The organism is Pseudacidovorax intermedius, from assembly GCF_003350475.1.
Classification (GTDB): Bacteria; Pseudomonadota; Gammaproteobacteria; order Burkholderiales; family Burkholderiaceae_C; genus Xenophilus; species Xenophilus intermedius.
Window position 1 is genome coordinate 290,036 of the sequence record NZ_QQAV01000003.1, and the last position, 26,897, is coordinate 316,932.

The window sequence follows — 26,897 nt, forward strand, 5'->3', positions numbered from 1 at the left end:
AGCAAGATCGAGCCTGTGCGCCCATGAGCTCAGGGCAAGCGAAGCGAAGCCCGTTCGCACGCACCCGCGGAACCGGCTTTGCCGGGCCGCCGGGTGCGCCCCTTGAGGGGGATTCGGCTACACGAAGTGAGCAAGAAACGGGGTGGTCACCGTTCTGGGGTGGTCACACTTTCGACTTGCCGTCCGGCTCGTCCTTCTTCTTGTCGTTGCCCTCGATGTACGGGCTCCAGGGCTTGGCCTTGACCGGCTCCTTGGTCTTCCACACCACCTTGAACTGGCCGTCGGCCTGGATCTCGCCGATGAACACCGACTTGTGCAGGTGATGGTTCTTCTCGTCCATCTTGCTCACGATGCCCGAGGGTGCGTTGAAGGTCTGGCCGGCCATGGCGGCGATGACCTTGTCGACGTCGGTGGACTTGGCCTTCTCGACGGCCTGCTTCCACATGTTGATGCCGATGTAGGTGGCTTCCATCGGGTCGTTGGTCAGCGGCTTGTCCTTGTGGCCGGGGATGTTCTTGGCCTTGGCGTAGGCGGACCACTTCTTGATGAACTCGGTGTTGGCCGGGCTCTTGATGCTCATGAAGTAGTTCCAGGCGGCCAGGTGGCCCACCAGCGGCTTGGTGTCCACGCCGCGCAGCTCCTCTTCGCCCACCGAGAAGGCGACGACCGGCACGTCCTTGGCCTTCAGGCCGGCGTTGCCCAGTTCCTTGTAGAAGGGCACGTTGGAGTCGCCGTTGATGGTGGACACCACGGCCGTCTTGCCGCCCTGGCTGAACTTCTTGATGTCGGCGACGATGGTCTGGTAGTCGCTGTGGCCGAAGGGGGTGTACTTCTCGTCGATGTCCTTGTCGGCCACGCCCTTGCTCTTCAGGTAGGCGCGCAGGATCTTGTTGGTGGTGCGGGGGTACACGTAGTCGGTGCCCAGCAGCACCCAGCGCTTGGCGGCGCCGCCTTCCTTGCTCATCAGGTAGTCGACGGCGGGGATGGCCTGCTGGTTGGGCGCGGCGCCGGTGTAGAACACGTTCTTCGACAGCTCTTCACCTTCGTACTGCACGGGGTAGAACAGCAGGCCGTTCATCTCTTCGACGACCGGCAGCACCGACTTGCGCGACACCGAGGTCCAGCAGCCGAAGATCACGGCGACCTTGTCCTGGCCCAGCAGCTGCTTGGTCTTCTCGGCAAACAGGGGCCAGTTGGAGGCCGGGTCGACCACCACGGGCTCGAGCTTCTTGCCCAGCACGCCGCCCTTGGCGTTGATCTCGTCGATGGCCATCAGCACCGTGTCCTTGAGCACGGTCTCGGAAATGGCCATGGTGCCGGACAGCGAGTGCAGCACGCCGACCTTGATGGTGTCCTGCTGGGCAAAGGCGGGCGCGGCGCCGAGGCTGGCGAGGGCGACGCTGGCGGTCAGCGCCTTGAGGGTGAAGCGACGTTGCATGGCTGCTCTTCTCCTGGGGTTTCGGTTGGCAAGGGATGGAAGGAACGGGATGGAGTCTCCTTGCCGGGCCCCGGGCGGGCTATACGCCGGGTGGCGTACATGCCGCCGCGAAGGCGCGGCGTGCGAAATCCCAGAACAGCCGGCTCGCGTCAGGGCCCGCGGGGTCGGTGTAGCTGCCGCGGGTGCTGCCCCCGCTCCAGGCATGGCCCAGCGCCTCGATCTCCACCAGGCGCACCTCCACCACGCGTCCCCGGCGGAAGTCGGTGACCCGCATGGGATGGCGCTTGCCGCGTTGCTGAGTCACGGCGTCGGTGACCTCGGCGCCGACGGCCCGGGCCCAGACCTCGGCGGCGAGCCGGCCGGCCGCGGGCCGCACCACCGTGTCGCGTCCGCCCTGCACCACCAGCAGCGGCGGCAGCATGGCGGCGCCATCGGCCGCCAGTTCCAGCACGGGCGCGCGCCGGCCCGACATGGCCCCCAGCGCCTGGCGCGCCGACGTCGCGGCGCCAGGCGCCACGCCCGAATGCATCATCACCGCCTGCACCCGCTCGGGCGCGCGCATTGCCAGCCGCGCCGCCAGTCCCGCGCCGGCCGACAGTCCCGCCACCGCGATGCGCGAAGCATCGGCGCCGTAGAGCAGACAGGCCTGGTCGATGGCCGCCAGCACCAATCCCACCTCGGCATCGGCCCGCTGTTCAGAGAACCAGTTCCAGCAGCCTTCCGGATTGGCCAGCGCCGACTGCTGCGGATAGAGCACCAGAAAGCCCTCGCGCCGCGCCAGCGCATTCATGCGCGAGCCGATGGCGAAGTCGCGCGCCGTCTGCCGGCAGCCGTGCAGCATCACGACCAGTGGCAGTCCGCGCGCCGGCCGCCCCGGCACCGGCGGCGGCACGAACAGGTGATAACGGCAGGCCCCACCGGCCGCGAAGGCGATCCCTGCCAGCCAGTCGCCCGGCCCGGGTGGCGGCCGCGTGCTCTCCGCCGCCGCATCGCGCACCCGCTTGGCCGCCCCCTGCCCGGCGCGCGCCATCGCGCCGGTGACGGCCTTCAACTGCCGCTGATAGGCCTTGGCGAAAGTACGGCCGAGGGAAGGAGGACGACGGGGCATGGCACGGCCTTGGAAAGAAGCAAAGCGCTCCATGCTTGGGACCGCGCCGCGCGGCGTCAAGCAGCAGAAGGCCCAATGCGATGCCGGCTGCGTACGTGGCCAGCGCACCGCGGCGTTGCCTACCGCCAGCGCGGTCCGACGAACGAATGCTCGAGAGGCCGCGGAGCAGGCCAAGCCGAAGCATCCGCGGAACCGGCTTTGCCGGGCCGCAGGATGCGCCCCCTGCAAGGGGGGAGGCGGAGCGCGAAGCGCGCAGCCTGGGGGTGAGTCAATAGATCTCCGGAACGATCATGCTCTGCGGCACGGGCTGGCGGAAGTAGTCGGGATGCCGCTCCCGGTCCGGCAGCGCGATGGGCGGATGCTCCACCTCGCGGTAGGGCATCTGGCCCAGCAGGTGCGTGATGCAGTTCAGGCGCGCCTTCTTCTTGTCCACCGCCTGAACCACCCACCACGGCGCCTCGGGAATGTGGGTGCGCTCCAGCATCGCCTCCTTGGCCTTGGTGTAGTCCTCCCAGCGGCGGCGGCTTTCCAGGTCCATGGGGCTGAGCTTCCACTGCTTGAGCGGATCGTGGATGCGGCCCAGGAAGCGCAGGTGCTGCTCCTCGTCGGTGATGGAGAACCAGTACTTGATCAGCCGGATGCCCGAGCGCACCAGCATCTTCTCGAACTCGGGGACGGTGCGGAAGAACTCCTCCAGCTCGTCGTCGGTGCAGAAACCCATCACCTTCTCGACGCCGGCGCGGTTGTACCAGCTGCGGTCGAACAGCACCATCTCGCCGGCCGCCGGCAGGTGCGACACATAGCGCTGGAAGTACCACTGCGTGCGCTCACGGTCATTGGGCGCTGGCAGTGCCGCCACGCGGGCCACCCGCGGGTTCAGGCGCTGGGTGATGCGCTTGATCACGCCCCCTTTGCCCGCCGCGTCGCGGCCCTCGAAGAGGATCACCACCTTCTGGCCGGTGTGCTGCACCCAGTCCTGCAGCTTGACCAGTTCGCCCTGCAGGCGGAAGAGCGCCTCGAAGTAGGTGCGGCGCGGCAGGCCGCCTTCCTCGTGCTGCAGCTTGCTGTCGGGGCCGACCACGCGGTCCTCCAGCTCCAGCTCGATCTCCTCGTCGTAGCCGTCGATCAGATCCTCGGCGATGCGGCGCATCAGCACGTCATGGTCGGTGGGCGTGAAGTCGGAAGAAGGCATGGCGATGCACCGGAAAGTGGGACACAAGAACGCCGCACATGCTCGTGCGGCCCCATGACGCAACCATGACACCCGGGGCCCGTGCCGTCATCGGATTGACATGCCGACGTCACATCATCCCAGACCTACTTTCGCTCCCCGCGCCGTGCCCTCGCCCCTGCCGCCCCCCGCTCCGCTCGCCGCAGCCGCCCATGGCGCCGACGCCGCCGGATTGATCTGCGGCTACCTCTTCGACGGCGAGGCGTCCTCGCCGCCGCGCCCGCTGGACCTGGACGAGGCCGCGCTGTGGCTGCAGGGCGTCGCCGACACGCGCAGCGACACCGGCACCCATGCCGGCGCCGTGGCCCGGGCCGAGCCGGACGGCGCCCCGCCCTATGCCTGGCTGCACTTCAACCTCAGCCATGCGCAGGCCCAGCGCTGGCTGGAGCGCCATGCCGGCCTGCCCGACAGCTTCTACGAGGCGCTGCGCGAGGGCACCCATTCGACCCGCATCGAGCGCGACGACGACGCCCTGGTGGCCGTCATCAACGACCTGCATTTCGACTTCGGCTTCGAGCCTTCGGACATCGCCACGCTGTGGATCGGCGTCGGCCCGCGTCTGGTGGTGACGGCCCGCACGCGGCCGCTGCGCTCGGTGGACGACCTGCGCCTGGCCGTGCGCACCGGCGAGGCGCCCCGCTCCACCACCGAACTGCTGGAGCGGCTGATGCGCACGCAGGCGGATGTGCTGGTGGGCGTGGTGCGCACCGTCACCGGCCGCATCGACGCCATCGAGGACGCGCTGCTCGCCCGCCGCCCCGACGCGCAGCGCGCGAAGCTGGGCGAGCTGCGGCGCGTGCTGGTGCGACTTCAGCGCCTGCTGGCGCCCGAGCCGGCGGCGCTGTTCCGCCTGCTGCAGCGCCCGCCGGCCTGGATGGCCGAGGCCGATGCGCAGGGGCTGCGCGATGCGTCGGAGGAGTTCTCGGTCGTCCTGCGCGACATGCACGGGTTGCAGGAGCGCGTGAAGCTGCTGCAGGAAGAGATCGCCGCCAGCGTTCAGGAGGACAACAACCGCAGCCTGTTCGTGCTGACGGTGGTGACGGTGCTGGCGCTGCCCATCAACATCCTGGCCGGCCTGTTCGGCATGAACGTGGGCGGCATCCCGCTGGCCGAGAACCCGCATGGGTTCTGGCACCTGGTGGCCATCGTGGCCACCTTCACGGCCGTGGCGGCCTGGCTGGCCTTCAGGAAGAAGAAGTAGCGTCGACGGACGTGGCCGGTGTCTCCGGCGACTGATGCACCTGCATGGAGAGATCGAACAGCTTGGCCTTGCCCGCGTAGTAGCGGTCCAGGCGCCAGTCGCGCAGCACCTCGATGGCCAGGTCGAAGCTCTTGTAGTCCAGGTCGTAGAGCGAGGACAGGTCGAAACCGCGGTCGGTCTCCAGCGCCAGGACCAGGGCCGCCAGCGTACGGGCCGCTGGATCTTCCGGCGGGCGGCGTTCGATGTAGCGGCGGGCTTCCTTGATGGCGTTCATGCGTAGGTAGAGGATGACAGACGGTCGTGGATTCTGCCCTTGCGTCCTGCCTGGAAATATGACAACTCCGAGTCAGTCCCGGGGTTGTTCCCAGGGGACCGCCGGCCCCTTCGCGCCCCCCGGCCCCTGCGCCGGCAGGGCAAAGACCGACTCCTTAGAATCGAGCGAGTGCCCGACCACGACATCAACGCCGACCTGCATTGCCACTCCGTGGTCTCGGACGGCACGTTGACGCCCGAAGCGCTGGCCGCCCGCGCCGCCGCCAATGGCGTGCAGCTCTGGGCCCTGACGGACCATGACGAGGTCGGCGGCCTGGAACGCGCGGCCGAAGCCGCCCGCGCCAACGGCCTGCGCTTCCTCACCGGTGTCGAGATCTCCGTCACCTTCTGCAGCGAGACGGTGCACATCGTGGGCCTGGGCTTCGATGCCGCGGACGCCGCGGTGCGCCAGGGCCTGTACGACACCCGCAACGGCCGCGGCCCGCGCGCCCGCGAGATCGCCGATCAGCTTGCCCGGGTCGGCATCAAGGGGGCCTATGAAGGCGCGCTGCGCTTCGTCGGCAATCCCGAACTCATCTCCCGCACGCACTTCGCGCGCTTCCTGGTCGAGCAGGGCCACTGCCGCGACACCTCCGAGGTGTTCCGCAAGTACCTGACCGAAGGCAAGCCCGGCTACGTGCCCCACCGCTGGGCCAGCCTGGGCGACGCGATCCGCTGGATCCGCGATGCCGGCGGCGTCGCGGTCATCGCGCACCCGGGCCGCTACAAGTTCACCGCCAACGAGGAATACGCCCTCTTCACCGAATTCAAGGGCCACGGCGGCCAAGCGGTGGAGGTGGTCACCGGCAGCCACACGCCCGCCGAGTACGTGGAATACGCCGACAAGGCGAAGGAGTTCGGCCTGGCCGCCTCCCGCGGCAGCGACTTCCACAGCCCCGACGAAAGCCATTGCGACCTGGGGCGTCTGCCCCTTCTCTCGCCCAGCCTGCAGCCCGTCTGGTCCCTGCTGGCGGACCGCGTGCAGTGACCGGCGCGGCCTGCGCCCCGCGGGGTGCCGTCCCCGCGAGCGACACGCTGCGGACGCTGGCCGGCATGGCCCTGCTGCTGCTGGCCGTGGGCTGCTTCGCGGTGCTCGACACCACCACCAAGGTCGCTTCGGCCACCGTGCCCGTGTTCATGGCCGTGTGGTTCCGCTATGCCTTCCAGGCCGTGGCCACCACCGCCATCCTGCTGCCCCTGCACGGCACGGCGCTGCTGCGCACGCAGCATCCGCGCTTCCAGGTGCTGCGCGGGGCGCTGCTGCTGGGCAGCAGCCTGCTGGCCTATCTGAGCCTGGGCCACATGCCCATGGCCGAATTCACCGCCATCGTGCTCGTCGTGCCGCTGGCCGTCACGCTGATGGCCGCCACCCTCCTGGGCGAGCGGGTGTCGGCCCTGCGCTGGGCCCTCGTGGCCGGCGGCTTCGTGGGCACGCTGCTGATCCTGCGCCCGGGCGGCGAGGGCTTCGGCTGGGCGGTCGTGATGCCCGTGGGGCTGGTGGTGTGCAACGCCTGGTTCCAGGTGCTGACCAGTCGTCTGGCCCGCACCGAGAAGCCGCTGACGCTGCACTTCTACACCGGCTGGGTGGGCACGCTGATCGCGGCGCTGTTCCTGCCCTTCGCCTGGCAGGCGCTGCCCGCCTGGCAGGACTGGGCGCTGCTGGCCCTCATGGGGCTGATGGGCACGGTGGGCCACTTCCTGCTGATCCTGGCCTACCAGCGCGCCCATGCGTCCACCCTCACCCCCTTTCTCTACGCCCAGATCGGCTTCGCCATGCTGGGGGGCTGGCTGGTGTTCGACCAGTTGCCCGACCGCATGTCGTTCGCGGGCATCGGCCTGATCGCCGTGTGCGGCGCCGGTGGCGCCTGGCTGACGGTGCGCGAGCGGCGCCAGCCCATCGAGCCGGTCGAGGGCTGAACTTCGACAGGAGGACAAGACCATGGCCCAGTATTTCGAGGTCCACCCCGACAACCCGCAACCGCGGCTGCTCAAGCAGGCGGCGGCCCTGCTCGCCAAGGGCGAGGTGATCGCGGTGCCCACCGACTCGAGCTATGCGCTCGCCTGCCAGCTGGACGACCGGAATGCCGTCGACAAGCTGCGCCGCATCCGCCAGATCGACGAGAAGCGGCTGCTGACCCTGCTGTGCCGCGACCTGAGCGAGCTGGCCAATTACGCCCGCGTGGACAACCGCCAGTACCGCCTGCTCAAGACCTGCACGCCCGGCCCCTACACCTTCGTGCTGGAGGCGACCAAGGAAGTCCCCCGCCGCGTGAGCCATCCGCAGCGCAAGACCATCGGCCTGCGGGTGCCCGAGCATCCGGTGCTGGCCGAGCTGCTGGCGCTGCACGGCGCGCCGCTGCTGGCCAGTACGCTGATCCCGCCGGGCGAGACCGAGCCGATGAACGACCCGCAGGAGATCCGCGACCGCTTCGAGAAGCTGGTCGGCGCCGTGATCGATGCCGGCGCCTGCACGTCCGAGCCGACCACGGTGGTCGACCTGACGCCCATGGACGCGGGCGGCGAGCCGGCGCTGATCCGGCAGGGCCGCGGCCCGCTGGGGCCGCTGGGCCTGTGAATCCGTCTGAGACAATCCCGCGGTGGAAGCCTCCAACCTCATCCAGACCGTCCTCATCTACGCCCTGCCGGTGATCTTCGCGATCACGGTGCACGAGGCGGCCCATGGCTACGTCGCCCGGCACTTCGGCGACAACACCGCGCAGATGATGGGGCGGCTCACGCTCAACCCGCTCAAGCACATCGATCCGATCGGCACCATCGCCATGCCGATCCTGCTGTATTTCGCCACCTCGGGCGCCTTCCTGTTCGGCTATGCCAAGCCGGTGCCGGTCAACTTCGGCCACCTGCGCAACCCCAAGCGCGACATGATCTGGGTGGCGCTGGCCGGGCCGGCCTCCAACTTCATCCAGGCCATCCTCTGGACGCTGTTCCTGGTCGGGCTCACCGTGGCGGGCGTGCAGGAGCGCTTCTTCGTCGGCATGGCCAACGCCGGCATCCTGACCAACCTGGTCATGTGGGCCTTCAACCTGTTCCCGCTGCCGCCGCTCGACGGCGGCCGCATCCTGGCCGGCCTGCTGCCACGTGGCCGGGCACAGTACTGGCTAGCACGCATCGAGCCCTTCGGTTTCTTCATCGTCATGGGCCTGGTGGTGCTGGGCGTGGTCGGCTCGCTGTGGCTGCGGCCGCTGATGGGCCTGGGCTATGCCTTCCTGAACCTGCTGATCTCTCCCATTGCCGCGCTGCTGCGCTGACCCCCTTTTCGCTGCCGTCCGCCCCGCCATGTCCTCCGCCTCCGCTCCGACCCGCTTCCTGACCGGCATCACCACCACCGGCACGCCGCACCTGGGCAACTACGTGGGCTCGATCCGCCATTCGGTGCGCTTCAGCCAGCGCCCGGACGTGCAGAGCTACTACTTCCTGGCCGACTACCACGCGCTCATCAAGTGCGACGAGCCGGCGCGCATTCAGCGCTCCACGCTGGAGATCGCGGCCTCGTGGCTGGCCTGCGGGCTCGACCCGGAGCGCGTCACCTTCTACCGCCAGTCCGACATTCCCGAGATTCCGGAGCTGACCTGGTTCCTCAGCTGCGTGACCGGCAAGGGCGTGCTCAACCGCGCCCATGCCTACAAGGCCGCGGTGGACCGCAACACCGCCGCCGGCACCGACCCGGATGCCGACGTGAGCATCGGCCTGTTCATGTACCCGGCGCTGATGGCGGCCGACATCCTGATGTTCAACGCCCACAAGGTGCCGGTGGGCCGCGACCAGGTGCAGCACATCGAGATGGCGCGCGACATGGCGCAGCGCTTCAACCACCTCTACGGCGAGCACTTCACGCTGCCCGAGGCCGAGATCGACGACGCCGTCGCCCTGCTGCCCGGCCTGGATGGCCGCAAGATGAGCAAGAGCTACGGCAACACCATTCCCCTCTTCTCCTCGCGTGCGCAGTTGCAGAAGCTGATCGCCAGCATCGTGACCGACTCGCGCGCGCCCGGCGAGCCCAAGGAGACCGATGGCTCGGCGCTGTTCCAGATCTACCAGGCCTTCGCCACCGCCGACGAGACCGACGCGCTGCGCAAGGCCTATGCCGAGGGCATCGCCTGGGGCGACGCCAAGCAGGTGCTGGTGGACCGCATCGACCAGGAGGTCGCCCCCCTGCGCGAACGCTATGAGGCGCTGATGGCCGAGCCCCAGCGCATCGAGGACACTCTGCGCGCGGGCGGCGAGAAGGCCCGCGTGCTCTCGCGCGCGCTGACCTCGCGGCTGCGCGAGGCCGTGGGCCTGCGCAACCTGGGCCAGCTCGGCGCTGCCGCCGGCGGCACGACGAAGGCCGCCAAGGCCGCCCGGCCCAGCTTCAAGCAGTACCGCGAGCGCGACGACGGGCAGTTCTACTTCAAGCTGCAGGACGCCCGCGGCACGGTGCTGCTGCAAAGCCAGGGCTTCGCATCGCCCCAGGAAGCCGGCCGCGCCATCGCCCAGTTGCAGGCGGAGGGCGAACCGGCCCTCGCGGCGCTGGCTTCCCGGCTCGCGCCGCTGGACAATGCTGCGCGCGCTGCCGTCGTGGCAGCGCTGGCCGTGCTGGCGGAAGCGGCGGCCGAATCCGCCCCAGCGTCCTGACCCGGCACGTCGCCCCCGACGGACGCCATCTCCCGGCCCTCTCTCCAGACACGCACACCATGAGCATCTACGTCATCGACGACCACCCCCTCATGCGCGAGGCCATCGTGATGGTCCTTCGCCGCCTGCGGCCCTCCGAGAACGTGGTCGAACTCGACCGCCTGGACAAGCTGGCCAACGCCGTGGAGCACCACGGCCGGCCCAAGCTGTTCTGCCTCGACCTCAAGCTGCCCGACGTCACCGGCGTCTCGGGCGTGCTGACGGTCAAGGAGTCGTACCCCGACATCCCGGTGGCCGTGTACTCCGCCTCGCCCGCCGCCGACATGGAAGAGGCCTGCATCGAGGCCGGTGCGGACATCTACATCGAGAAGTCCAGCGGCTCGGCCGAGCTGACGGCGGCCCTGCGCGGCCTGCTGCTGGCCGACGACGGCGACCTGGAGCCGCCGGCGCCCACGGGCAAGCTCTCGCGTCGGCAGACGCAGCTGATCGCCATGCTCGACCAAGGCCTGTCCAACCGCGACATCGCGACCCAGCTGGAGATCAGCGAGCACACCGTCAAGGTGCACCTGTGGCGGCTGTTCCGCAGACTGGGCGTCAAGAGCCGCACGCAGGCGCTGCACCATGCGCGCAGCCACGGCCTGCTTTCCAACCTGCGCTGACCTTCTGCCTGCCAGGGCAGCCTCGGCGCCCGGATGTACGCCATAGAATGAGAACAATTCTCATAATCGACGGCTTTGCCGTCCCTGGCGCATCCGAGGGCATGTCGTGGCAAGTACCGAGTTCTCGCTTCCTCCGCAAAGCATCGAGGGCCTGTATGTCGCCCACCATGGCTGGCTGAAGGGCTGGCTCCGCCGCCGACTGGGTGACTCCTGCATCGCGGCCGATCTGGCGCAGGACACCTTCGTCAGCATGCTCGCCGCGGGCGCACCTGCGCGCATCGAGGCGCCACGGCCCTTTCTCGCCACAGTCGCGAGGCGGCTGATCGCCCACCGCCACCGCCGGCAGCGACTCGAAGAGGCCTACCTCGCCCTGCTCGCAGCGCTGCCCGACGAACTCGCACCCTCGGCTGAAGCCCGCTACTTGGCGCTCGAAGCCCTGCGGCAGGTCGATCAGGCGCTCGATGGCCTGCCCGTGCCGGTGCGTGAGGCCTTCCTGCTGGCCCATCTGGAAGGCCTGAGCTATGCCGACATCGCTGCACGGCTGCGCGTATCCACCAGTTCCGTCAAGCAGTACCTGTCGCGTGCCAATCGGCACTGCCTGTTCGCGCTGGGGGCCTGAGCCGACCACCGTCCCATGATCTCGCCGACGACCCGCCCGCCTGCAGGCCGGCCGGCTCCGCAGGCCGGCGGGCGCGCCCTCGACCCGGCCATCGCCGACCAAGCCGCCGATTGGCTGACCCTGTTCATGTCCGGCGAAGCCAGCGACCATGACCGCCAGCGCTGGTCCCGTTGGCGCAGCGCGCACCCCGACCATGATCGGGCCTGGCGGCACATCGAGGAAGTCACGGGCCGCCTGCGGGACATGGACAGCCGCACGGCCTATCCGGTCCTGTCACCCTATGCGGACGCCTCGCGCCCACCGCCGCGGCGCCGCGCTGCGTTGCGCGCCCTGCTGTGGGGTGGTGTCGCGGGCGCGGCGGGCCTGCTGGCGGCCCGCACACCGCTCGCCGAGCGGCTGGCCGCCGACTACCGCACGGGCATTGGTGAACGCCGCACCGTCATGCTGGCCGACGGCACGGCGCTCACGCTCAACACGGCCAGCGCCGTCGACCTGCGTTTCGACGGCAGGCAGCGCCTGCTTCTTCTTCGCGCCGGTGAGGTGCTGATTGCCACCGGCCACGCCGCCAGCGCGATTGGCAGCGAGCTGCCCCCCTTCGTCGTCGCCTCCGCCGACGGCCGCATCCGCGCCCTCGGTACCCGCTTCACGGTGCGCCAACATGCGCAAGGGACGGAGGTCACCGTGCTCGAGAGCGCCGTCGAGATCGCACCCTTCGACCTGCCGCCCGGCACCCGCGTGCTGGAGGCGGGCCAGCGTCTGCGCTTCACCCGCGCCGCGATCGGCCCCCCGCAGCCGGCCAGCGACGCCCTCCCGGCCTGGTCGCGCGGGCAACTGGTGGCGGACAACATGCGCCTGGACGACTTCCTCGAAGAACTCGGCCGCTACCGGCCCGGCCTGCTCCGCTGCGCGCCCGAGGTGGCCGGCCTGCGCCTGTCGGGCGTGTTCCCAGTGCAAGACACCGACCGCGTCCTCGCCACGCTGCCCAGCGTGCTGCCGGTTGAGGTGGCGCAGCGCACCCGCTTCTGGGTGACGGTGGAAGCCGCGCCGTAGACGCCAGCGATCCCGGCGCGCCCGACCCCGGCTCGGCACCTGCCGGCCCTCCGCTGCCCGGCAGAGCAGCGGTCCACCCCGTCCTCAGCACTTTTTTTGCGGCACCTCTGCCCGATCCGCCGTTTCGCGGCACCCACCAGGGAAAGCACTTCCGTCCACTTCCCGAGGGAACACCCATGCGCGCAAAAAGCCTCCAACACCAGCGTCCCAAGCGTACGCCGGACCGCCGATCCATTCCCCGCCCAGCCGTCGCGGCCGCCTGGCTCACGCTGGACTGCCTGATCCTGGCCTCGCTGTCGGTGCATGTGCGGGCCCAGGCTCCGTCCGCACAGGCCGTCTCGGCCAGCCCATATGCCTTCGACATCCCGGCAGGTCCGCTGGCCCCGGCCTTGCACCAGCTCGCCAGCACGGCCGACATCCTGCTCAGCTTCACGCCGGAACAGACCCAGGGCCGGCAGACCCCGGGCCTGCGCGGACGCCACACCGTGGACGCCGCGCTGCAGGCCCTGCTGGCCGGCACCGGCCTGCGCGCGGCACGGCTGGACAACGGTGCCTACGTCCTGCGTCCGCAGGCCACGCCCGCCGACCCCGGCGCCGCTGGCCAGATCGCACCGCAGCCAGCGGCAGCCCTCCCGGCCGTGACCGTGGTGGGAGATGGCGACGCCGCGACCGGACCGGTGCGCGGCTATCTCGCCCGCCGAAGCGCAGCCGGCAGCAAGACCGACACGGCCATCGTCGAGACACCGCAATCGCTGTCGGTCGTCACCGCCGAGCGCATCGAGGCCATCGGCGCCGCCAGCGTGCGCGACGCGCTGGGCTACACGCCCGGCATCAACATCTCGCCCTACGGCGCCGACTCGCGCTACGACTGGATCAGCATCCGCGGCTTCGATGCCTACAGCCCGGGCTTCTACCAGGACGGCCTGCCACTGCGCAACGCCAACACCTTCGCCGTCTGGAAGGTCGAGCCCTACGGCACGGAACGCATCGACGTGCTGCGTGGACCGGCGTCGGTGCTCTACGGCCAGGCCAGTCCGGGCGGTGTGGTCGACGTGGTGAGCAAGCTGCCCACGGCCTTGCCGGTGCGCGAGCTGCAGATGCAGGTGGGCAGCCACGGTCACAAGCAGATCGCCGGGGACTTCTCGGGCCAGCTCGACGCCGAGGGCCAGGTGCGCTATCGCGTCGTCGGCCTGCTGCGCGACGCGCGGATGCCGACCGGCGACAAGGACGACGACCGCACGTACCTCGCGCCGTCGCTCACATGGCGGCTGTCGGGCGACACCTCGCTCACCCTGTATGCGCAACTCATGCGCAACCGCGCCGGCGTGTACACCCGCATCCGGCCCATCGAGGGCTCGCTGATACCCACGCCGGTGGGCAGCCGCATTCCGAGCGCGCTCGACACCGGCAATCGCCACTTCGACCGCTTCGACCAGGACCAGACGCTGGTCGGCTACCAGTTCGAACACCGGCTGAACGACACCTTCACCTTCCGCCAGAACCTGCGCGCAGGCCACATGAAGCTCGACTATGCGGGGCTGCAGGCACCACGCTTCGTCACGACCGACCCCGAGCAGCCGCTGGACCCGGCCAATTACCGCCTGCTCAGCCGCACGCTCTTCGGCAGCCGCGAGTCGGCCCGCAGCCTGAGCCTTGACAACCAGTTGCAGGCCGACCTGCGCGCCGGCGATTGGCAGCACACGCTGCTGGTGGGACTGGACCATCAGCGCAGCCGCTTCGAGGCACGCACCTTCAGCGGCGGCAGTGCGCCGCTGCTGGACATCGCGGCGCCCGTCTACCCCAACGGACCGTTCGAGATTCCCGACCCCTATGCCGTCGACAGCACGCGCCTGCAGCAGACAGGCCTGTACCTGCAGGACCAGATCAAGTGGGGCGAGCGCTGGCAGCTCACGCTGGGCGGCCGCTACGACCAGGCGCGCACAGAAAACTTCGACCGTCTGGGTGGCGCATCCTCGCGCGTGGCCGACCACCGGTTCACCAAGCGCGCGGGGCTGGTGTACCTGGCGCCCAACGGGCTCGCACCCTACGCGAGTTACACCGAGTCGTTCAACCCGAACCCGGCGCTCAACCCGCTGACCCGCCAGCCCTTCGAGCCCGAGACCGGCCGGCAATACGAAGCGGGCCTGCGCTACCAGCCACCCGGCTCGCGCAGCCTCTACAGCGCGGCCGTGTTCGACCTGCGGCGGCGCAACTACATCACCTTCGATCCGGACTTCGTGCCCTACCAGACCGGGGAGATCTCCACGCGTGGCCTGGAACTGGAGGCCACCACGCAGCCGATGCCGCACATGAACCTCACCGCGGCCTACAGCTACACGCCGCGCGCCATCGTCACGGCCAGCGCCAACCCCGAGCAGATCGGCAGGCAGGCGCTGGCCGTACCGCGCAACCAGCTGTCGGGCTGGATCGACTACCGTTTCGCCAACGGCCTGAAGGTGGGCATCGGGGCGCGCCACACCGGCTCGACCTACGGCAACGGCGGGCGCACGCCCGTCAAGGTGCCGGCCTATACCCTGGTCGACCTGCTGCTGGCCTACGACATCGACCGCTGGAGCCTGGCGCTCAACGTGCGCAACCTGACCAACCGGACGTACCTGAGCAATTGCGACAGCACTGCGCAGACGTGCTACTACGGCGACCAGCGCCGCGTGGTCGCCACCGCCACCTACCGCTGGTGAACGAGGGCCGCAGGCTCAGCCCACCGCGTCCGACATGCGGGCCTGGGCCTGGGCCTCGTCGGCGTCGGTGAGCATCACGCGGAAGACGCTGCCGCGGCCGACGCGGGAGCGCACGCTCACCGCATGGCCCAGGGCATGCGACAGGCGCGCGACGATGGCCAGGCCCAGGCCGAAGCCGTCGGAGGTGCCGGCGTCGTGGTCGGCCACCTTGTAGAACTCCAGGAAGACGTCGCGCAGGTGCTCGCGCGGGATGCCGATACCGGTGTCCCACACCTCCACCCGCAGTCCCTCGCGGGTCTGACGCGCCGCCAGCAGGATGCCGCCCTCGTGCGTGTACTTGATGGCGTTGGACAGCAGGTTGCCCAGCATGCGCCGCACCCGCACCGGGTCGGTCAGCACCGTGCCGGGCACCATGTGCACCCGGAAGCGCAGGCCCTTGGCCTCGGCCACCGGGCGGTACTGCAGCTCCAGGTCGCGCAGCAGCTGCACCACGTCCACCCGCTCGATGTGCAGCCGCACCTGGCCCGAATCGATGCGCGCCAGGTCGAACAGCGAGTCGAACAGCACGTTCACCGCCTGCGTGGCGCCCGAGATCTTGGGCGCGATCTCGTGCACCAGCTCCGGCTCGTTGCGCAGCCAGTCGGCGTACAGCGACAGCGCCAGCACCGGCTGGCGCATGTCGTGCGCCGCGCTGGCCAGGAAGCGGTTCTTCATCGCCACCGCCGAGACGGCCGCCTGCCGCTGCTGGGTGAGCGAGGCGATCAGGATCTTGTTGTGGAAGAGCAGCTCGAAGCTGTTGCGTGCCGTCTCGTAGATGCGCCGGCCCGCGTGCAGCAGCAGCCACCAGTGCAGCGCCGGCAGCAGCACGAAGGGCAGCCCGAACTGCAGGCCCTCGATGCCCACCTCCGCCACCCGGATGCCCATGCACAGCAGCATGGTGATGAACAGCGACGCCATGTAGCGCCGCAGCACCGGCGGATGCAGCGCGATGCTGACCACGGGGAAGGTGGCCGCCCCCGCCACGATGAACCAGCAGATGAACTGGTTGACCAGCGGTGTGCGCTCGAAGAAAAGGTACGCCGACATGCCCCAGACCACGCCGCTGGCGCCCCAGAGATGCCGGTACCGGTGGACGAAATGCTCCTGCGCATCGGCGTCGCGGCCTTCGTAGCGCAGCCGGTAGAGGTGCTCGAAGCGCACCCGCGCGAGCGAGACGCAGACCACCAGGAACACCCAGAGCGAGGCGACCCACCAGGGCAGGTCGCGCCAGCTCAGGGCCACGATGACGGGCGTGAGCACCGCCGCCAGGATGTAGTTGCCCCGGGCGGCCCGCATGAGCGAGCGCACCAGTTCGCCGCGGACCCAGCGGTCCGCCTCATCGCCGGAAACGGGTGACGGCGTCATTCCCACGAGCGAGGAATGACGCCATCCGCCGAACGACGTCACCGGAGCATCCATGCGCTGCTGTTGGCCCAGAAAGAAAAAAGCCCCGTCGAGGGGCCTCGAAGGCACCGCCGGAACCGGCTTCGCCCGGCCGGTCGGTACCTCCCGCATCGCCTCGCGGGGGTCGCGCGGCGCGGGCGCTAATGTAGCACCGCCCCAGGGACCCGCCGGACGTGGCGCGGGCCCGGGCGCATCCCTACGCCGCCGCATCGGCATCGCCGAGGTCCTGCATCAGCGCCTCGCCCAGTTGCGCCAGCGGCAGCACCCGGCCTGCCGCACCCAGCGCGATGGCCTCGCGGGGCATGCCGAAGACGACGCAGCTGGCCTCGTCCTGCGCATAGGTCAGGGCGCCGGCGCGGCGCAGCGCCAGCAGGCCGGCGGCGCCGTCGCGGCCCATGCCGGTCATCAGCACGCCGCAGGCGCGCCGGCCCAGCAGCCGGGCGGCGCTGTCGAAGAGCACGTCGACCGACGGCCGGTGCCGGTTGACCGGCGACGTCGCGAGCAGCGCCGCCTCCAACCGGCCCTGCTCGCCGCGCCGGACGGCCAGATGGTGGCTGCCCGGCGCGATGAGCGCCTGCCCGGCCCGCAGCGGCTCGCCGTCGCAGGCCTCGGCGACGCGCAGCGGCAGGTGGCGGTCCAGCCGGTCGGCAAAGCTGCGGGTGAAGCCGGCCGGCATGTGCTGCACCACCAGGACGGGCGGACAGTGCGGCGGCAGCTGGGCCAGGAACTGCAGCAAGGCCTCGGTGCCGCCGGTCGAGGCGCCGGCGACGATGACCCGCTCGCCCCGCCACGCCCGGCGCCCGGGCGGTGCCGCCGGGCCGGGCCCACGATCGGCGCCCGCCGCCGCGCCGTCGTCGGCACGGACGGTGGCCGCTGCCGACCGCGCACGCGCCGTCTCGGCCGCGCGCGCGGCCCGCGCTTCCTGCACCGCCTGGCGCAAGGCCTGGCAGATGGCATCGCCGTCGTCGCGCAGGCCCTGCGCCACGCCCAGGCGCGGCTTGGGCAGCACGCCGCAGGCGCCCAGCGCGCGGGCCTGCCGCGCGACCTGCACCTCGGCCTCGGTGGGCGTAGCCACGATCAGCACCGGCAGCGGCGGCCCGCCGGCCAGCTCGCGCAGGAAGTCCAGCCCGTTCATGCCCGGCAGCTGGATGTCCAGCGTCAGCGCGTCGGGCGCCAGCGCCACGATGCGCGACCGGGCCGCGGCGGCGTCGCCGGCGGTGCCCACGGCCTGCATGTCGGGCTGCGCATCGATGATGGCGCACAGCACCTGGCGCACCAGCGCCGAATCGTCCACCACCAGGATGCGCAGGCGCTCGTCCGGCATCAGTCGAAGAGCTCGATGGCACCGGCCACCGGCGTGCGGGCCAGGCTGGCCTGGTAGGACTGCTCGCGGCAGGCGACGCTGGCCGGCAGCGCCTCGTTCAGCCGCTTGACGCGGGCTTCGCCGGTGCGGGGAAAGTACGCCACCTTGCGCGGGCAGGTGTCGGCCAGGTCCTGCGCCCGCACCGGGATGCGTTCGGTCGCCAGGAAGTCGAGCACGAAGCGGGCGTTGCGGTGGCCGATGTTGACCTGGTTCATGCCGGGGATCACGTTGGCGCCGCCGAACACCTTGGCCTCCAGCCGGTTGCGGCGGGCGCCCAGCTTCACCAGCTGGTTGATCAGCACCTCCATGGCATAGCTGCCGTAGCGCGCCGGGGCGGAATCGGCCGGCCCGGTGGCGGGCCCGGCATCGGGCAGCATGAAGTGGTTCATGCCGCCCACCCCGCGTTCGGCGTCGCGGATGCAGGCGGCCACGCACGAGCCCAGCACGGTGACGAGCACCAGGTCCTCGGCGGTGGCATGGAACTCGCCGGGCAGCACGCGCACGCCGCGGCGGCCGAAGACGGTCTCGTAGTGCAGCGTACCGCTGCCGGCCGGATGCAGGTCCAGGCTCATCGGGGGGCTCCGGCGCGGGCGGCGGGCCGGACGGCTGCGCGTCTCACGGCCCCGCCTTCACGCGCTCGTACACGGTCTGCGCCCGCAGCCGGAACAGGTCCGAGGCGAACAGCAGGCTTTCCGAATGGCCGACGAAGAGCAGCCCGTCGGGCTCCAGCAGGCGGGCGAGCTTGCGCAGCACCTGGTATTGCGTGGGCTTGTCGAAATAGATCATGACGTTGCGGCAGAAGATGGCGTCGAAGGGCGCCAGCGCGGGCCAGTCGGGTGCCAGCAGGTTCAGCGGTCGGAAGGCCAGCAGGGCCCGCAGCTCGGGCCGCACGCGCACCCGGCCCGCGTTGGCGCCGGTGCCGCGCAGGAAGTGACGCTGCAGCTGCTCGGGCGGCAGGCGCTCCACCCGCTCCTGGTCGTAGACGCCGGCCTCGGCCGTCGCCAGCACGCGGGTGTCCAGGTCGGTCGCCAGGATCTCCAGCGGCGGACTGGGGCTGGCCCACTCCTGCGCGGCGGCCATGGCAATGGAATACGGCTCCTCGCCGGTGGAGGCGGCGCAGCTCCACACGCGCAGCGCCCGCTGCCGCCGCAGGCCGCGCAGGTGGCGCATCAGCACCGGAAAGTGGTGCGGCTCGCGGAAGAAGGCCGTGAGGTTGGTGGTCAGCGCGTTGACGAACTGCTCCCACTCGGGCTGGGCGGCATCGCCTTCCAGCGCGTCCAGGTAGTCGCGAAAGCGCCCGATGCCGCAGCTGCGCAGCCGCCGCGACAGCCGGCTGTAGACCATCGCCTCCTTGCTCTCGGCCAGGGCGATGCCGGCACGCGCGTGGATCAGGCGGCGCACGCGATCGAAGTCGGCCGGGCCGTAGTCGAACTCGCGTGCGGACACGGTCGGCGCATGCATGGCGGCGGCGGAATTGCTCACTGCGCCACGTGGGCCAGCAGCGCCTCCAGGTCCAGCAGCATGACCATGCGGTCCTGCAGCGTGGCCAGGCCGGTGATGCACGACAGGTCGACCGCGGCCATGTCGGGCCGGGGCTGCACCTGCTCGGCCGCGAGCGTGACCACCTCCGAGACGCCGTCCACCACCATGCCGATGACCTTGGCCCCGACGTTGACGATGATGACGGCGGTGAAGCGGTCGCAGTCGGCCTGCGGCAGGCCGAAGCGCAGCCGCAGGTCCACGATGGGCACGATGGCGCCGCGCAGGTTGATCACGCCGCGCACCGCCGGATCGGCCTGCGGGATGCGGGTGACCGGCTCGTAGCTGCGGATCTCCTGCACCTTGAGGATGTCGATGCCGTAGTGCTCGGTGTCGAGCCGGAAGGTGAGGATGCCGGTCTGCGCCATCTGGGCGGCGAGTTCGGCGGCGGGAATGGCGGGTTCGGCAGCGCGCATGAGGAGCCTCAGGCAGGAAGGGGTTCGGTGGAAAGGAAGGCGCCCGCGCTCTCCAGCGGCGACGGCAGGCGGACGGACGAGGCCGCCTGCCGGCCCAGTCCCGCCGCATCGAGGATCAGCGCGACACGGCCGTCGCCCATGATGGTGGCGCCCGAGATGCCCGCCACCTTGCGGTAGTTGGCCTCCAGGCTCTTGATGACGACCTGGTGCTGGCCCAGCAGCGCGTCCACGAAGAGTGCGATGCGCTGGCCCTCGGTCTCCAGCACGATGAAGATGCCGTCCGCGCCGGGCGGCGTGCCGCCGGACAGGCCCAGCACCTCGTGCAGCGCCACCACCGGCAGGTAGCGCCCGCGGATGCGCAGCACGCGGCCCGCGCCGGCCACGCTGCGCACGGCGTCGCCCTCGGCCCGCAGCGATTCGACGATGAAGGCCAGCGGCACGATGAAGACCTCGCCGCCGCAGGCCACCGACAGGCCGTCGAGGATGGCCAGCGTGAGCGGCAGCCGTACCGCGATGCGCGTGCCGCGGCCCTTCTCGCTGTGGATGTCCACCCGCCCGCCCAGGGCCTGGATGTTGCGGCGGACCACGTCCATGCCCACGCCGCGGCCCGAGACGTCGGTGACCGCCGCCGCAGTGGAGAAGCCGGCCTCGAAGATCAGCGCCCACACCTGCGCGTCGGTGGGCTGCTCGGGCACGGCCATGCCGCGCTCGCGCGCCTTGGCCAGGATGCGCTCGCGGTCCAGCCCGCGGCCGTCGTCGGCCACCTCGATCACGATGCTGCCGCCTTCGTGGCGGGCGCTCAGCGCGATCGCGCCCGCGACCGGCTTGCCGGCCGCCACGCGCTCGGCGGGCAGTTCCAGACCATGGTCCAGGCTGTTGCGCACCAGGTGCGTGAGCGGGTCGACGATGCGCTCGATCAGACCCTTGTCCAGCTCGGTGCCCTCGCCTTCGAGGCGGATCTCCACCTCCTTGCCCAGGCGCTGCGCCAGGTCGCGCGCCAGGCGCGGAAAGCGGCTGAACACGGCCGAGATCGGCATCATGCGGACGGCCATGGCGGCCTCCTGCAGGCTGCGGGTGTTGCGGTCCAGCAGGTCCAGGCCGCTGCGCAGCCGCTCGATCTGCTGCGGCGTCTCGCTCTGCGCATGCTGGGCCAGCATGGACTGGATGATCACCAGCTCGCCCACCAGGTTGATGATCTGGTCGACCTTGTCGACGCTCACGCGGATGGAGCTGGATTCGTGGCCGGCATGCGCCGCGCCTGGCCCGGCCGAGGGCGCAGGCAGGCCGGCGGACGCGGACGCAGCGGGCGGCTCGGCCATGGCAGACGACGCAGGCACGGCACCGGCCAATGGCTCGGGCATGTCCTCGAAGAAGCCGAAGGCCACGCCCTCGCCGGCCAGGGGCCCGGCGGCTTCAGTCGCTTCGTTCGCTTCGGCAGCGGCAACCACGGGCGCGGGCAGCGCGGCGGAAGGCGGCATCGCCAGTGGCGCCTCGGCCGGGAGGGCCGGCCAGGCCGCCGGCGCGGGCACCGCCACCGGACCGGCGAGCGCCGACAGTTGGGCCCGCGCCGCCTCCACCTGGGGCGCGGGCACCGCCGCATGGCCCTCGAAGGCGGCGATCTGCGCCCGCATCACATCGGTCGCCACCAGCAGCGCATCGACGATGTCGGCGCTGAGCGCCAGCCGCTGGTCGCGCAGCCGGTCCAGCAGCGACTCCGCCACATGTGCGAGCCCGGCGACCTCGTCGAGGCCGAAGGTGGCGGCCCCGCCCTTGATGGAATGCGCCGCCCGGAACAGCGCGTTCAGCATCTCGCCGTCCACCCGGTTGGGGCTGAGGGCGAGCAGCAGCGACTCCATCGCGTCCAGGTGCTCGCGGGCCTCCTCCACGAAGATGCCGACGAATTCGCCGAGGTCCACTTTCATGACCGCGCTCCTGCAATGCCGCTCACGCCAGCACCTTGCCGATGACTGCAATCAATGTTTGGGGATCGAAGGGCTTGACCATCCAGCCCGTCAGGCCCGCCGCGCGGCCGGCCGCCTTCATCTCGGCGCTGGACTCGGTGGTCAGCATCAGGATGGGCGTGCGCGCATGCTGCGCCTGGCCACGCAGGCGACGGGTGAAGGTCAGGCCGTCCACATGCGGCATGTTCTGGTCGGTGACGATGGCGTCCACGTGCACGCCGCCGGCCAGCTTGTCCAGCGCCTCGGCACCGTCGGCGGCCTCGACCACGGCGTAGCCGCCCATGCGCAGCGTCATCGCCACCATCTGGCGGATCGAGGGGGAATCGTCCACGGTCATGACGGTCTTGTTCATGGCTTGCTCCTCCCCGCGCGTCAGAAGGATTCCCAGCCCGCTTCGGCCCCGGCACCGGCCAGCACGGGGGCGGGTGCAGACAGCCGCCGCGGGGCCGGCCTGGCGCGCCCTGCCGTGCCGGTCGCAGCCACGGCGGCCGTCGCGCCGCGGGGCTTGCGCACGGGCGGCGCCGCGGCCACCGTGGCATCGGCACCCAGGCGGAAGACCGCCACACTGCGCACCAGGTGCTCGGCCTGCTCCTTGAGCACGGCGGCGGCGGCCGACAGCTCCTCCACCACGGCCGCGTTCTGCTGTGTGGCCTGGTCCATCTGCACCACCGCCTGGCCCACCTGGGCCACGCCCAGGCTCTGCTCGCGGCTGGCGGCGCTGATCTCGCCCGCCACCTGGGCCACGCCGCGGATCGCGCCCACCACCTGCTCCATGGTGCTGCCGGCCTGGTCGGCCAGGTCCGAGCCGTGGGCCACGGTCTCCACGCTGGCGGTGATGAGCGACTTGATCTCCTTGGCCGCCTCGGCGCTGCGCTGGGCCAGCGCCCGCACCTCGCTGGCCACCACCGCGAAGCCGCGGCCCTGCTCGCCGGCGCGTGCGGCCTCCACGGCGGCATTGAGCGCCAGGATGTTGGTCTGGAACGCGATGCCGTCGATCACGCCGATGATCTCGGAGATGCGGCCCGCGCTGTCGGCGATGCCGCGCATGGTCTGCACCACCTGCGCCACCACGGCGCCGCCCTCGGCCGCCACCTGCGAGGCGCGCGTGGCCAGCTCGCTGGCCTTCTGCGCATGCTCGGAGTTGTGGCGCACGGTGGTGTTGAGCTGCTCCATCGAGGCGGCCGTCTCCTCCAGCGCCGAGGCCTGCTGCTCGGTGCGGGCCGACAGGTCGCTGCTGCCCGCCGCGATCTCGCGGCTGGCCGAGGCCAGGCCGTCGGCATTGCGGCGCACTTCGCTGACCACCGCGGCCAGCTTGCCGCGCATGGCCTCCAGGCTGTGCAGCAGGCGGGCGGTCTCGTCGCGGCCCTCGGCATGGACGCGCACCGTCAGGTCGCCCGCCGCCACCGATTCGGCCACGCCGGAGGCGCCGGCGATGGGCCGGGTGATCGAACGCGTGACCAGCACCGAGCACAACCCGCCCAGCAGCACCGCCGCCAGGCCGCCGACCAGGATCATCCATTCGCTGCTGCGCAGCGTGTCGATCGTGTGCTGGCGATGGCGGCTGCCGTCGGCCCGGATGTCCTCGCTCACGCGCTCCAGGGCGGCCAGGTAGGTGTCGGCATACGCCACCAGCGCCTGTTCCTGCTCGGCCGTCATGGCGCGGCCGGCCGACTGGGCGGCGAAGAGCTCCTCGCGCAGCCGGGTGTAGGCCGCGCGGTCGGCCACCACGCGGGCGATGTGCTGGCGGCCTTCGTCGTCGACGGCCGAGTCGGCGACGCTCTTGGCCATCTCGCCGATGCGCTGCGAGGTGGTCTGGGTCTCGCGCGAGAGGGCCTGTACGTAGGCGCCATCACGGCTGTGCAGCAGGGCCAGCGACCGCACCATGTTCAGCCGGATGTCGGCCGCCCACTGCTGGGCCAGCACCTCGCGCTCGTGGATCACGTTCGCCTGGTAGTCCAGCGCCTCGCGCAGCATCCGCAGCCGAGAGACGCCCAGGGCCGCCACCAGGCCGGTGACGATCAGCACGAGGAGGAAGGCGGCCGCGAGCCGGCTGCCGGTCTTGAAGTTGTTCAGGCGCATGAGGACGCTTTCGGGTCAGAAGAATTCATGGGTGCCCGCGCCGGGGGCGCCAGGCTTCGGGCAGACGGTGCCGTGCGCATCGCCCCAGGCGGCCACGGGCGGCCAGGCCGGCGATCGCCGGACCGCGTCGGCCGAGCCGGTGTCGGCGGCGACATGGCGCAGGGCTCCGGCCAGCTGCGACTGCCGCCGCTGGGCGGCCTGCAGCAGCTGGCCCAGCGTGTCTTCGGCCTGCAGGGCGACCATCACCTGCCGCAGGGCCGTGCGGACCGCGACGTCCGAATCGGCGTGCGCGCCGGCCACCTGCACGAAGCCGGCGCGCAGGTCACCCATGGCCTGTGCCAGCATGGCGCCGGCCAGCGCCAGTTCCTGGGCGCCCGCCTCGAGTTGCGCGGCCAGGCTGCAGCTGTCGACGGGCAGGGGCGCATTCATGCGGCGCCCCACAGGCCCAGCAGCCCCTCGGCGTAGCCGTCCACCTCGACCTTGAACACGGCCCGGCGCAGACGCGCGGTGGCGGGCGGCAGCAGGGCGGCGACAGCCGGCTCGCCGAAGGCGGTCTGCAGCAGGGTCAGGCGGCCGGCGTCGTCGCGCACGATCAGCCGTGCTCCCACGTTGAGCACCTCGGCGAAGTTCTCGCGCAGCGTGTCGTCCAGGGCGCCGGCGCGCACCCGGTCGTCGGCGGCGTCGGCCGGCACCAGCGACAGCGCGGCTGCCAGGTGCGCGGCCAGCGGCAGGTCGGCCGCCAGCCAGGCCAGCGGCGTGCGGTCGCCGCCGTGGTAGCTGCCGGCGGCCGCGAAACGGCAGTGGGTGGCGGCCGGCTGCATCGACGCCTCCACGGCGCGCCGCAGCAGCAGGCCGAGCGAGCGCTCCACCTGGGCCGCCGTGGGCAGGGACAGCATCATGGCGGCCGCCGTCATTCGAGCAGGTCCACCAGCGCCACGCGGAAGTCCTCGGCGCTGAAGGGCTTGCCGATGAGGAAGGCCGCCCCGGCATCGAAGGCCTGCTGCTGCATCTCGGCGCTGACCTCGGTGGTGACGAAGCCGAAGGGCGTCGTCGACGCCTCGGCGCGCAGGGCCTGGAGCAGCTCGATGCCCGTCATGGCCGGCATGTTCCAGTCCGAGATGATCAGCTCGGGCGACTCGGCATGGGCGGCCGCCAGCGCCTGCTGGCCATCGGCGGCCTCGACGATGTGGTGGCCGCGGAAGCCGGCCTCGCGCAGCATGTGGGCGATGACCTGCCGCATGGCGCGGCTGTCGTCGGCGATCAGGATCTTCATGGCGACTCCTTGGATGAGGGCCCAGGCGCTCAGGCATGGGCCAGGCGGGAGGCCGGGGGCAGGTCGTCGGCGAAGGCGGCGGCGCCCTCCTCGCCGGCGTCGTCGAAGGCGCTGGCGTGGGCCGCGGGGGCGGTCCGGCCGCGCGCACCGGTGCCGCGGAACACGCTCACCGCCTGGCCCAGGTGCTGGGCCTTCTCCTCCAGCGCGGCAGAGGCGGCGGCCACCTCCTCCACCAGCGCCGCGTTCTGCTGCGTCACCTGGTCGAGCTGGATGACGGTCTGGTTGATCTGCTGGATGCCGGCCGTCTGCTCGGCGCTGGCCGCGGCGATCTCGCCGATGAAGTCGGTGACGCGCTTGACGCTGTCGACCACCTCGCCCATGGTGCTGCCGGCCTCGCCCACCAGGCGGGTGCCGGCGTCCACCTTGGCCACGGCGTCGTCGATCAGCGTCTTGATCTCGCGCGCCGCCTGGGCCGAGCGCTGCGCCAGCTGGCGCACCTCGGCCGCCACCACCGCGAAGCCGCGGCCCTGCTCGCCGGCCCGGGCCGCCTCCACCGCGGCGTTGAGGGCCAGGATGTTGGTCTGGAAGGCGATGCCGTCGATCACGTCGATGATCTCCACCACCCGCTTGGACGAGCCGTGGATCGAGGCCATGGTCTGCACCACCTGCGCCACCACGCCGCCGCCCCGGGCCGCCACCTGCGAGGCGGAGACCGCCAGCTCGTTGGCCTGGCGCGCGTTCTCGGCGTTCTGGCCCACGGTGCTGGTGAGCTCCTCCATCGACGCGGCCGCCTCCTCCAGCGCACTGGCCTGCTCCTCGGTGCGCGAGGACAGGTTCAGGTTGCCCTGTGCGATCTCGGTCGAGGCGGTGCTCACGCCGGCCACGCCGCTGCCCACGTCGGCGATCACGGCGACGAAGTTGGCGCTCATCTGGTTGAGGGCACTGACCAGCGCCTGCGTCTCGTCGCCGCGGCGCAGCACGAAACGGCGCGGGTCGGCGCTGGCGATGGCCCGGGCGGTGCGCACCGCGGCATCCAGCGGGCCGAGCACGGTGCGCTCCAGCATCAGGCCCAGCACCGTCCAGGCCAGGGCCGAGGCGGCGGACAGCCCGGCGAGCAGGCCGGTCGCCGACCCGGCCACGCCGCTCCAGGCCAGCCACGCACCCACCGCGGCGCTGGCCACGGCCAGCGTGCCGGTGGCCCAGGCCATGCGCCGGCGCAGCGGCAGGCGGCGCAGTGCGGCCATCGGATCGGCCCAGACCGGGCCGACAGGTTCGCCCTGGCGCACGCGCAGGCGGCTGCCGCCCCTGCGCAGGCGCTCGTAGAGCTGCTCGGCGGCACGCACGTCCTCGGGCGAGGGCCTGTTGCGCACCGACATGTAGCCCTCGATGCGGCCATCGGCGCAGATGGGACTGGCGTTGGCGCGCACCCAGTAGAAGTCGCCGTTCTTGCAGCGGTTCTTGACGATGCCGGTCCACGGCAGGCCCTGCGCCAGCGTGGCCCACATGTCGGCGAAGACCTCCGGCGGCATGTCGGGGTGGCGAATGATGTTGTGCGCCCGGCCCAGCAGCTCCGATTCGGCGAAGCCGCTGATGTCCACGAAGGTGCCGTTCACGTAGGTGATGCGGCCCTTGAGGTCGGTGCGCGAGACCATGAAGCCGTTGTCCGGCAGCTGGCGCTCCTGGGTGGTGATGGGCAGGTTGATCCGCATCGCTGTTCCTTGGCTGGCGGCGCTGCCCGGGCAGATCCGTGCAGGCCGTGAAACAGATTGGAGCCAACAAGACGTGACAAATCGTTTCTTCTCTGTGTCTTTTGCGAGGTGCGCGGGCCGCATAGACATCTCTTGATATTGGTCAAATTAACGCCCTGAATG

Annotated in this window: 26 protein-coding genes; 10 read left to right on the forward strand and 16 right to left on the reverse strand. The window is 71.1% G+C overall.

The window, feature by feature from the left end:
• Positions 1–163: 163 nt before the first annotated feature.
• The 3 genes from urtA to ppk2 form a co-directional block, all read right to left on the reverse strand.
• Positions 164–1,438 (reverse strand): urea ABC transporter substrate-binding protein, encoded by a 1,275-nt coding sequence (gene urtA, locus DFR41_RS10865; protein WP_114802696.1) that lies wholly within the window; start codon positions 1,436–1,438, stop codon positions 164–166.
• 79 nt (positions 1,439–1,517) lie between these two features.
• A complete protein-coding gene (locus tag DFR41_RS10870) occupies positions 1,518–2,546 on the reverse strand; it encodes an extracellular catalytic domain type 1 short-chain-length polyhydroxyalkanoate depolymerase (protein ID WP_114802697.1) in 1,029 nt (342 codons plus the stop codon).
• A 268-nt stretch (positions 2,547–2,814) separates the two neighbouring features.
• Positions 2,815–3,738 carry a polyphosphate kinase 2 gene (ppk2, locus tag DFR41_RS10875; protein WP_114802698.1) on the reverse strand — a complete coding sequence of 308 codons (924 nt, stop codon included), beginning with the start codon at positions 3,736–3,738 and terminating at the stop codon, positions 2,815–2,817.
• Positions 3,739–3,883: 145 nt separating this feature from the next.
• Here ppk2 and DFR41_RS10880 point away from each other — a divergent pair, with 145 nt between their 5' ends.
• Positions 3,884–4,978, forward strand: coding sequence for a transporter (locus DFR41_RS10880; RefSeq protein WP_244917718.1), 1,095 nt, complete (start codon positions 3,884–3,886; stop codon positions 4,976–4,978).
• Here DFR41_RS10880 and DFR41_RS10885 read toward each other — a convergent pair.
• The gene (locus DFR41_RS10885; RefSeq protein ID WP_114802700.1) at positions 4,962–5,252 is read right to left on the reverse strand and encodes a hypothetical protein; all 291 of its coding nucleotides are present in this window, start codon (positions 5,250–5,252) and stop codon (positions 4,962–4,964) included. The two genes, DFR41_RS10880 and DFR41_RS10885, sit on opposite strands and share 17 nt — an antisense overlap.
• A gap of 168 nt (positions 5,253–5,420) precedes the next feature.
• Here DFR41_RS10885 and DFR41_RS10890 point away from each other — a divergent pair, with 168 nt between their 5' ends.
• From DFR41_RS10890 to DFR41_RS10930, 9 genes are all read left to right on the forward strand, one after another.
• Positions 5,421–6,278, forward strand: a complete 858-nt coding sequence (locus tag DFR41_RS10890; protein ID WP_017761104.1) for a 3',5'-nucleoside bisphosphate phosphatase — start codon at positions 5,421–5,423, stop codon at positions 6,276–6,278.
• Complete coding sequence (locus DFR41_RS10895) at positions 6,275–7,207, forward strand: DMT family transporter (protein ID WP_017761103.1); 933 nt, start codon at positions 6,275–6,277, stop codon at positions 7,205–7,207. Before DFR41_RS10890 ends, DFR41_RS10895 begins: the two co-directional genes overlap by 4 nt.
• Positions 7,208–7,229: 22 nt before the next feature.
• Positions 7,230–7,865: an L-threonylcarbamoyladenylate synthase gene (locus DFR41_RS10900; protein WP_114802701.1), complete on the forward strand. Its 636-nt coding sequence runs from the start codon at positions 7,230–7,232 to the stop codon at positions 7,863–7,865.
• 22 nt (positions 7,866–7,887) lie between these two features.
• The gene (locus DFR41_RS10905) at positions 7,888–8,559 is read left to right on the forward strand and encodes a site-2 protease family protein (protein WP_017761434.1); all 672 of its coding nucleotides are present in this window, start codon (positions 7,888–7,890) and stop codon (positions 8,557–8,559) included.
• 28 nt (positions 8,560–8,587) lie between these two features.
• The gene (locus DFR41_RS10910) at positions 8,588–9,925 is read left to right on the forward strand and encodes a tryptophan--tRNA ligase (protein ID WP_114802702.1); all 1,338 of its coding nucleotides are present in this window, start codon (positions 8,588–8,590) and stop codon (positions 9,923–9,925) included.
• A gap of 59 nt (positions 9,926–9,984) precedes the next feature.
• Complete coding sequence (locus tag DFR41_RS10915) at positions 9,985–10,584, forward strand: response regulator transcription factor (RefSeq protein ID WP_017761790.1); 600 nt, start codon at positions 9,985–9,987, stop codon at positions 10,582–10,584.
• Positions 10,585–10,690: 106 nt separating this feature from the next.
• A complete protein-coding gene (locus DFR41_RS10920) occupies positions 10,691–11,203 on the forward strand; it encodes a sigma-70 family RNA polymerase sigma factor (RefSeq protein WP_017761791.1) in 513 nt (170 codons plus the stop codon).
• 15 nt (positions 11,204–11,218) lie between these two features.
• Complete coding sequence (locus DFR41_RS10925) at positions 11,219–12,253, forward strand: FecR domain-containing protein (RefSeq protein WP_114802703.1); 1,035 nt, start codon at positions 11,219–11,221, stop codon at positions 12,251–12,253.
• A gap of 176 nt (positions 12,254–12,429) precedes the next feature.
• Complete coding sequence (locus DFR41_RS10930) at positions 12,430–14,952, forward strand: TonB-dependent siderophore receptor (RefSeq protein ID WP_114802704.1); 2,523 nt, start codon at positions 12,430–12,432, stop codon at positions 14,950–14,952.
• A gap of 15 nt (positions 14,953–14,967) precedes the next feature.
• Here DFR41_RS10930 and DFR41_RS10935 read toward each other — a convergent pair whose 3' ends face one another.
• The 12 genes from DFR41_RS10935 to DFR41_RS28165 all read right to left on the reverse strand — a co-directional run bounded on the left by DFR41_RS10935 (position 14,968) and on the right by DFR41_RS28165 (position 26,735).
• Positions 14,968–16,356: a sensor histidine kinase gene (locus DFR41_RS10935; RefSeq protein ID WP_234192833.1), complete on the reverse strand. Its 1,389-nt coding sequence runs from the start codon at positions 16,354–16,356 to the stop codon at positions 14,968–14,970.
• A 235-nt stretch (positions 16,357–16,591) separates the two neighbouring features.
• Positions 16,592–17,719: a chemotaxis-specific protein-glutamate methyltransferase CheB gene (gene cheB / locus DFR41_RS10940; RefSeq protein WP_114802706.1), complete on the reverse strand. Its 1,128-nt coding sequence runs from the start codon at positions 17,717–17,719 to the stop codon at positions 16,592–16,594.
• The gene (gene cheD / locus DFR41_RS10945; RefSeq protein WP_017758062.1) at positions 17,719–18,330 is read right to left on the reverse strand and encodes a chemoreceptor glutamine deamidase CheD; all 612 of its coding nucleotides are present in this window, start codon (positions 18,328–18,330) and stop codon (positions 17,719–17,721) included. The genes cheB and cheD overlap by 1 nt, the downstream gene beginning before the upstream one ends.
• 43 nt (positions 18,331–18,373) lie before the next feature.
• Positions 18,374–19,219: a CheR family methyltransferase gene (locus DFR41_RS10950; RefSeq protein ID WP_043112467.1), complete on the reverse strand. Its 846-nt coding sequence runs from the start codon at positions 19,217–19,219 to the stop codon at positions 18,374–18,376.
• A gap of 17 nt (positions 19,220–19,236) precedes the next feature.
• Complete coding sequence (locus DFR41_RS10955; RefSeq protein ID WP_017758060.1) at positions 19,237–19,713, reverse strand: chemotaxis protein CheW; 477 nt, start codon at positions 19,711–19,713, stop codon at positions 19,237–19,239.
• An 8-nt stretch (positions 19,714–19,721) separates the two neighbouring features.
• Positions 19,722–21,635, reverse strand: a complete 1,914-nt coding sequence (locus DFR41_RS10960; protein WP_114802707.1) for a chemotaxis protein CheA — start codon at positions 21,633–21,635, stop codon at positions 19,722–19,724.
• Between the two features lie 22 nt (positions 21,636–21,657).
• A complete protein-coding gene (locus DFR41_RS10965) occupies positions 21,658–22,026 on the reverse strand; it encodes a response regulator (RefSeq protein ID WP_017760995.1) in 369 nt (122 codons plus the stop codon).
• A 20-nt stretch (positions 22,027–22,046) separates the two neighbouring features.
• A complete protein-coding gene (locus DFR41_RS10970) occupies positions 22,047–23,753 on the reverse strand; it encodes a methyl-accepting chemotaxis protein (protein ID WP_114802708.1) in 1,707 nt (568 codons plus the stop codon).
• A gap of 15 nt (positions 23,754–23,768) precedes the next feature.
• On the reverse strand, positions 23,769–24,182 hold the full coding sequence (locus tag DFR41_RS10975) for a hypothetical protein (RefSeq protein ID WP_114802709.1): 414 nt from the start codon (positions 24,180–24,182) through the stop codon (positions 23,769–23,771).
• Positions 24,179–24,667, reverse strand: a complete 489-nt coding sequence (locus DFR41_RS10980; protein WP_114802710.1) for a hypothetical protein — start codon at positions 24,665–24,667, stop codon at positions 24,179–24,181. Before DFR41_RS10980 ends, DFR41_RS10975 begins: the two co-directional genes overlap by 4 nt.
• Positions 24,664–25,026, reverse strand: a complete 363-nt coding sequence (locus DFR41_RS10985) for a response regulator (protein ID WP_114802711.1) — start codon at positions 25,024–25,026, stop codon at positions 24,664–24,666. The genes DFR41_RS10980 and DFR41_RS10985 overlap by 4 nt, the downstream gene beginning before the upstream one ends.
• 29 nt (positions 25,027–25,055) lie before the next feature.
• Positions 25,056–26,735 carry a methyl-accepting chemotaxis protein gene (locus DFR41_RS28165; protein ID WP_114802712.1) on the reverse strand — a complete coding sequence of 560 codons (1,680 nt, stop codon included), beginning with the start codon at positions 26,733–26,735 and terminating at the stop codon, positions 25,056–25,058.
• Between the last annotated feature and the right edge of the window lie 162 nt (positions 26,736–26,897).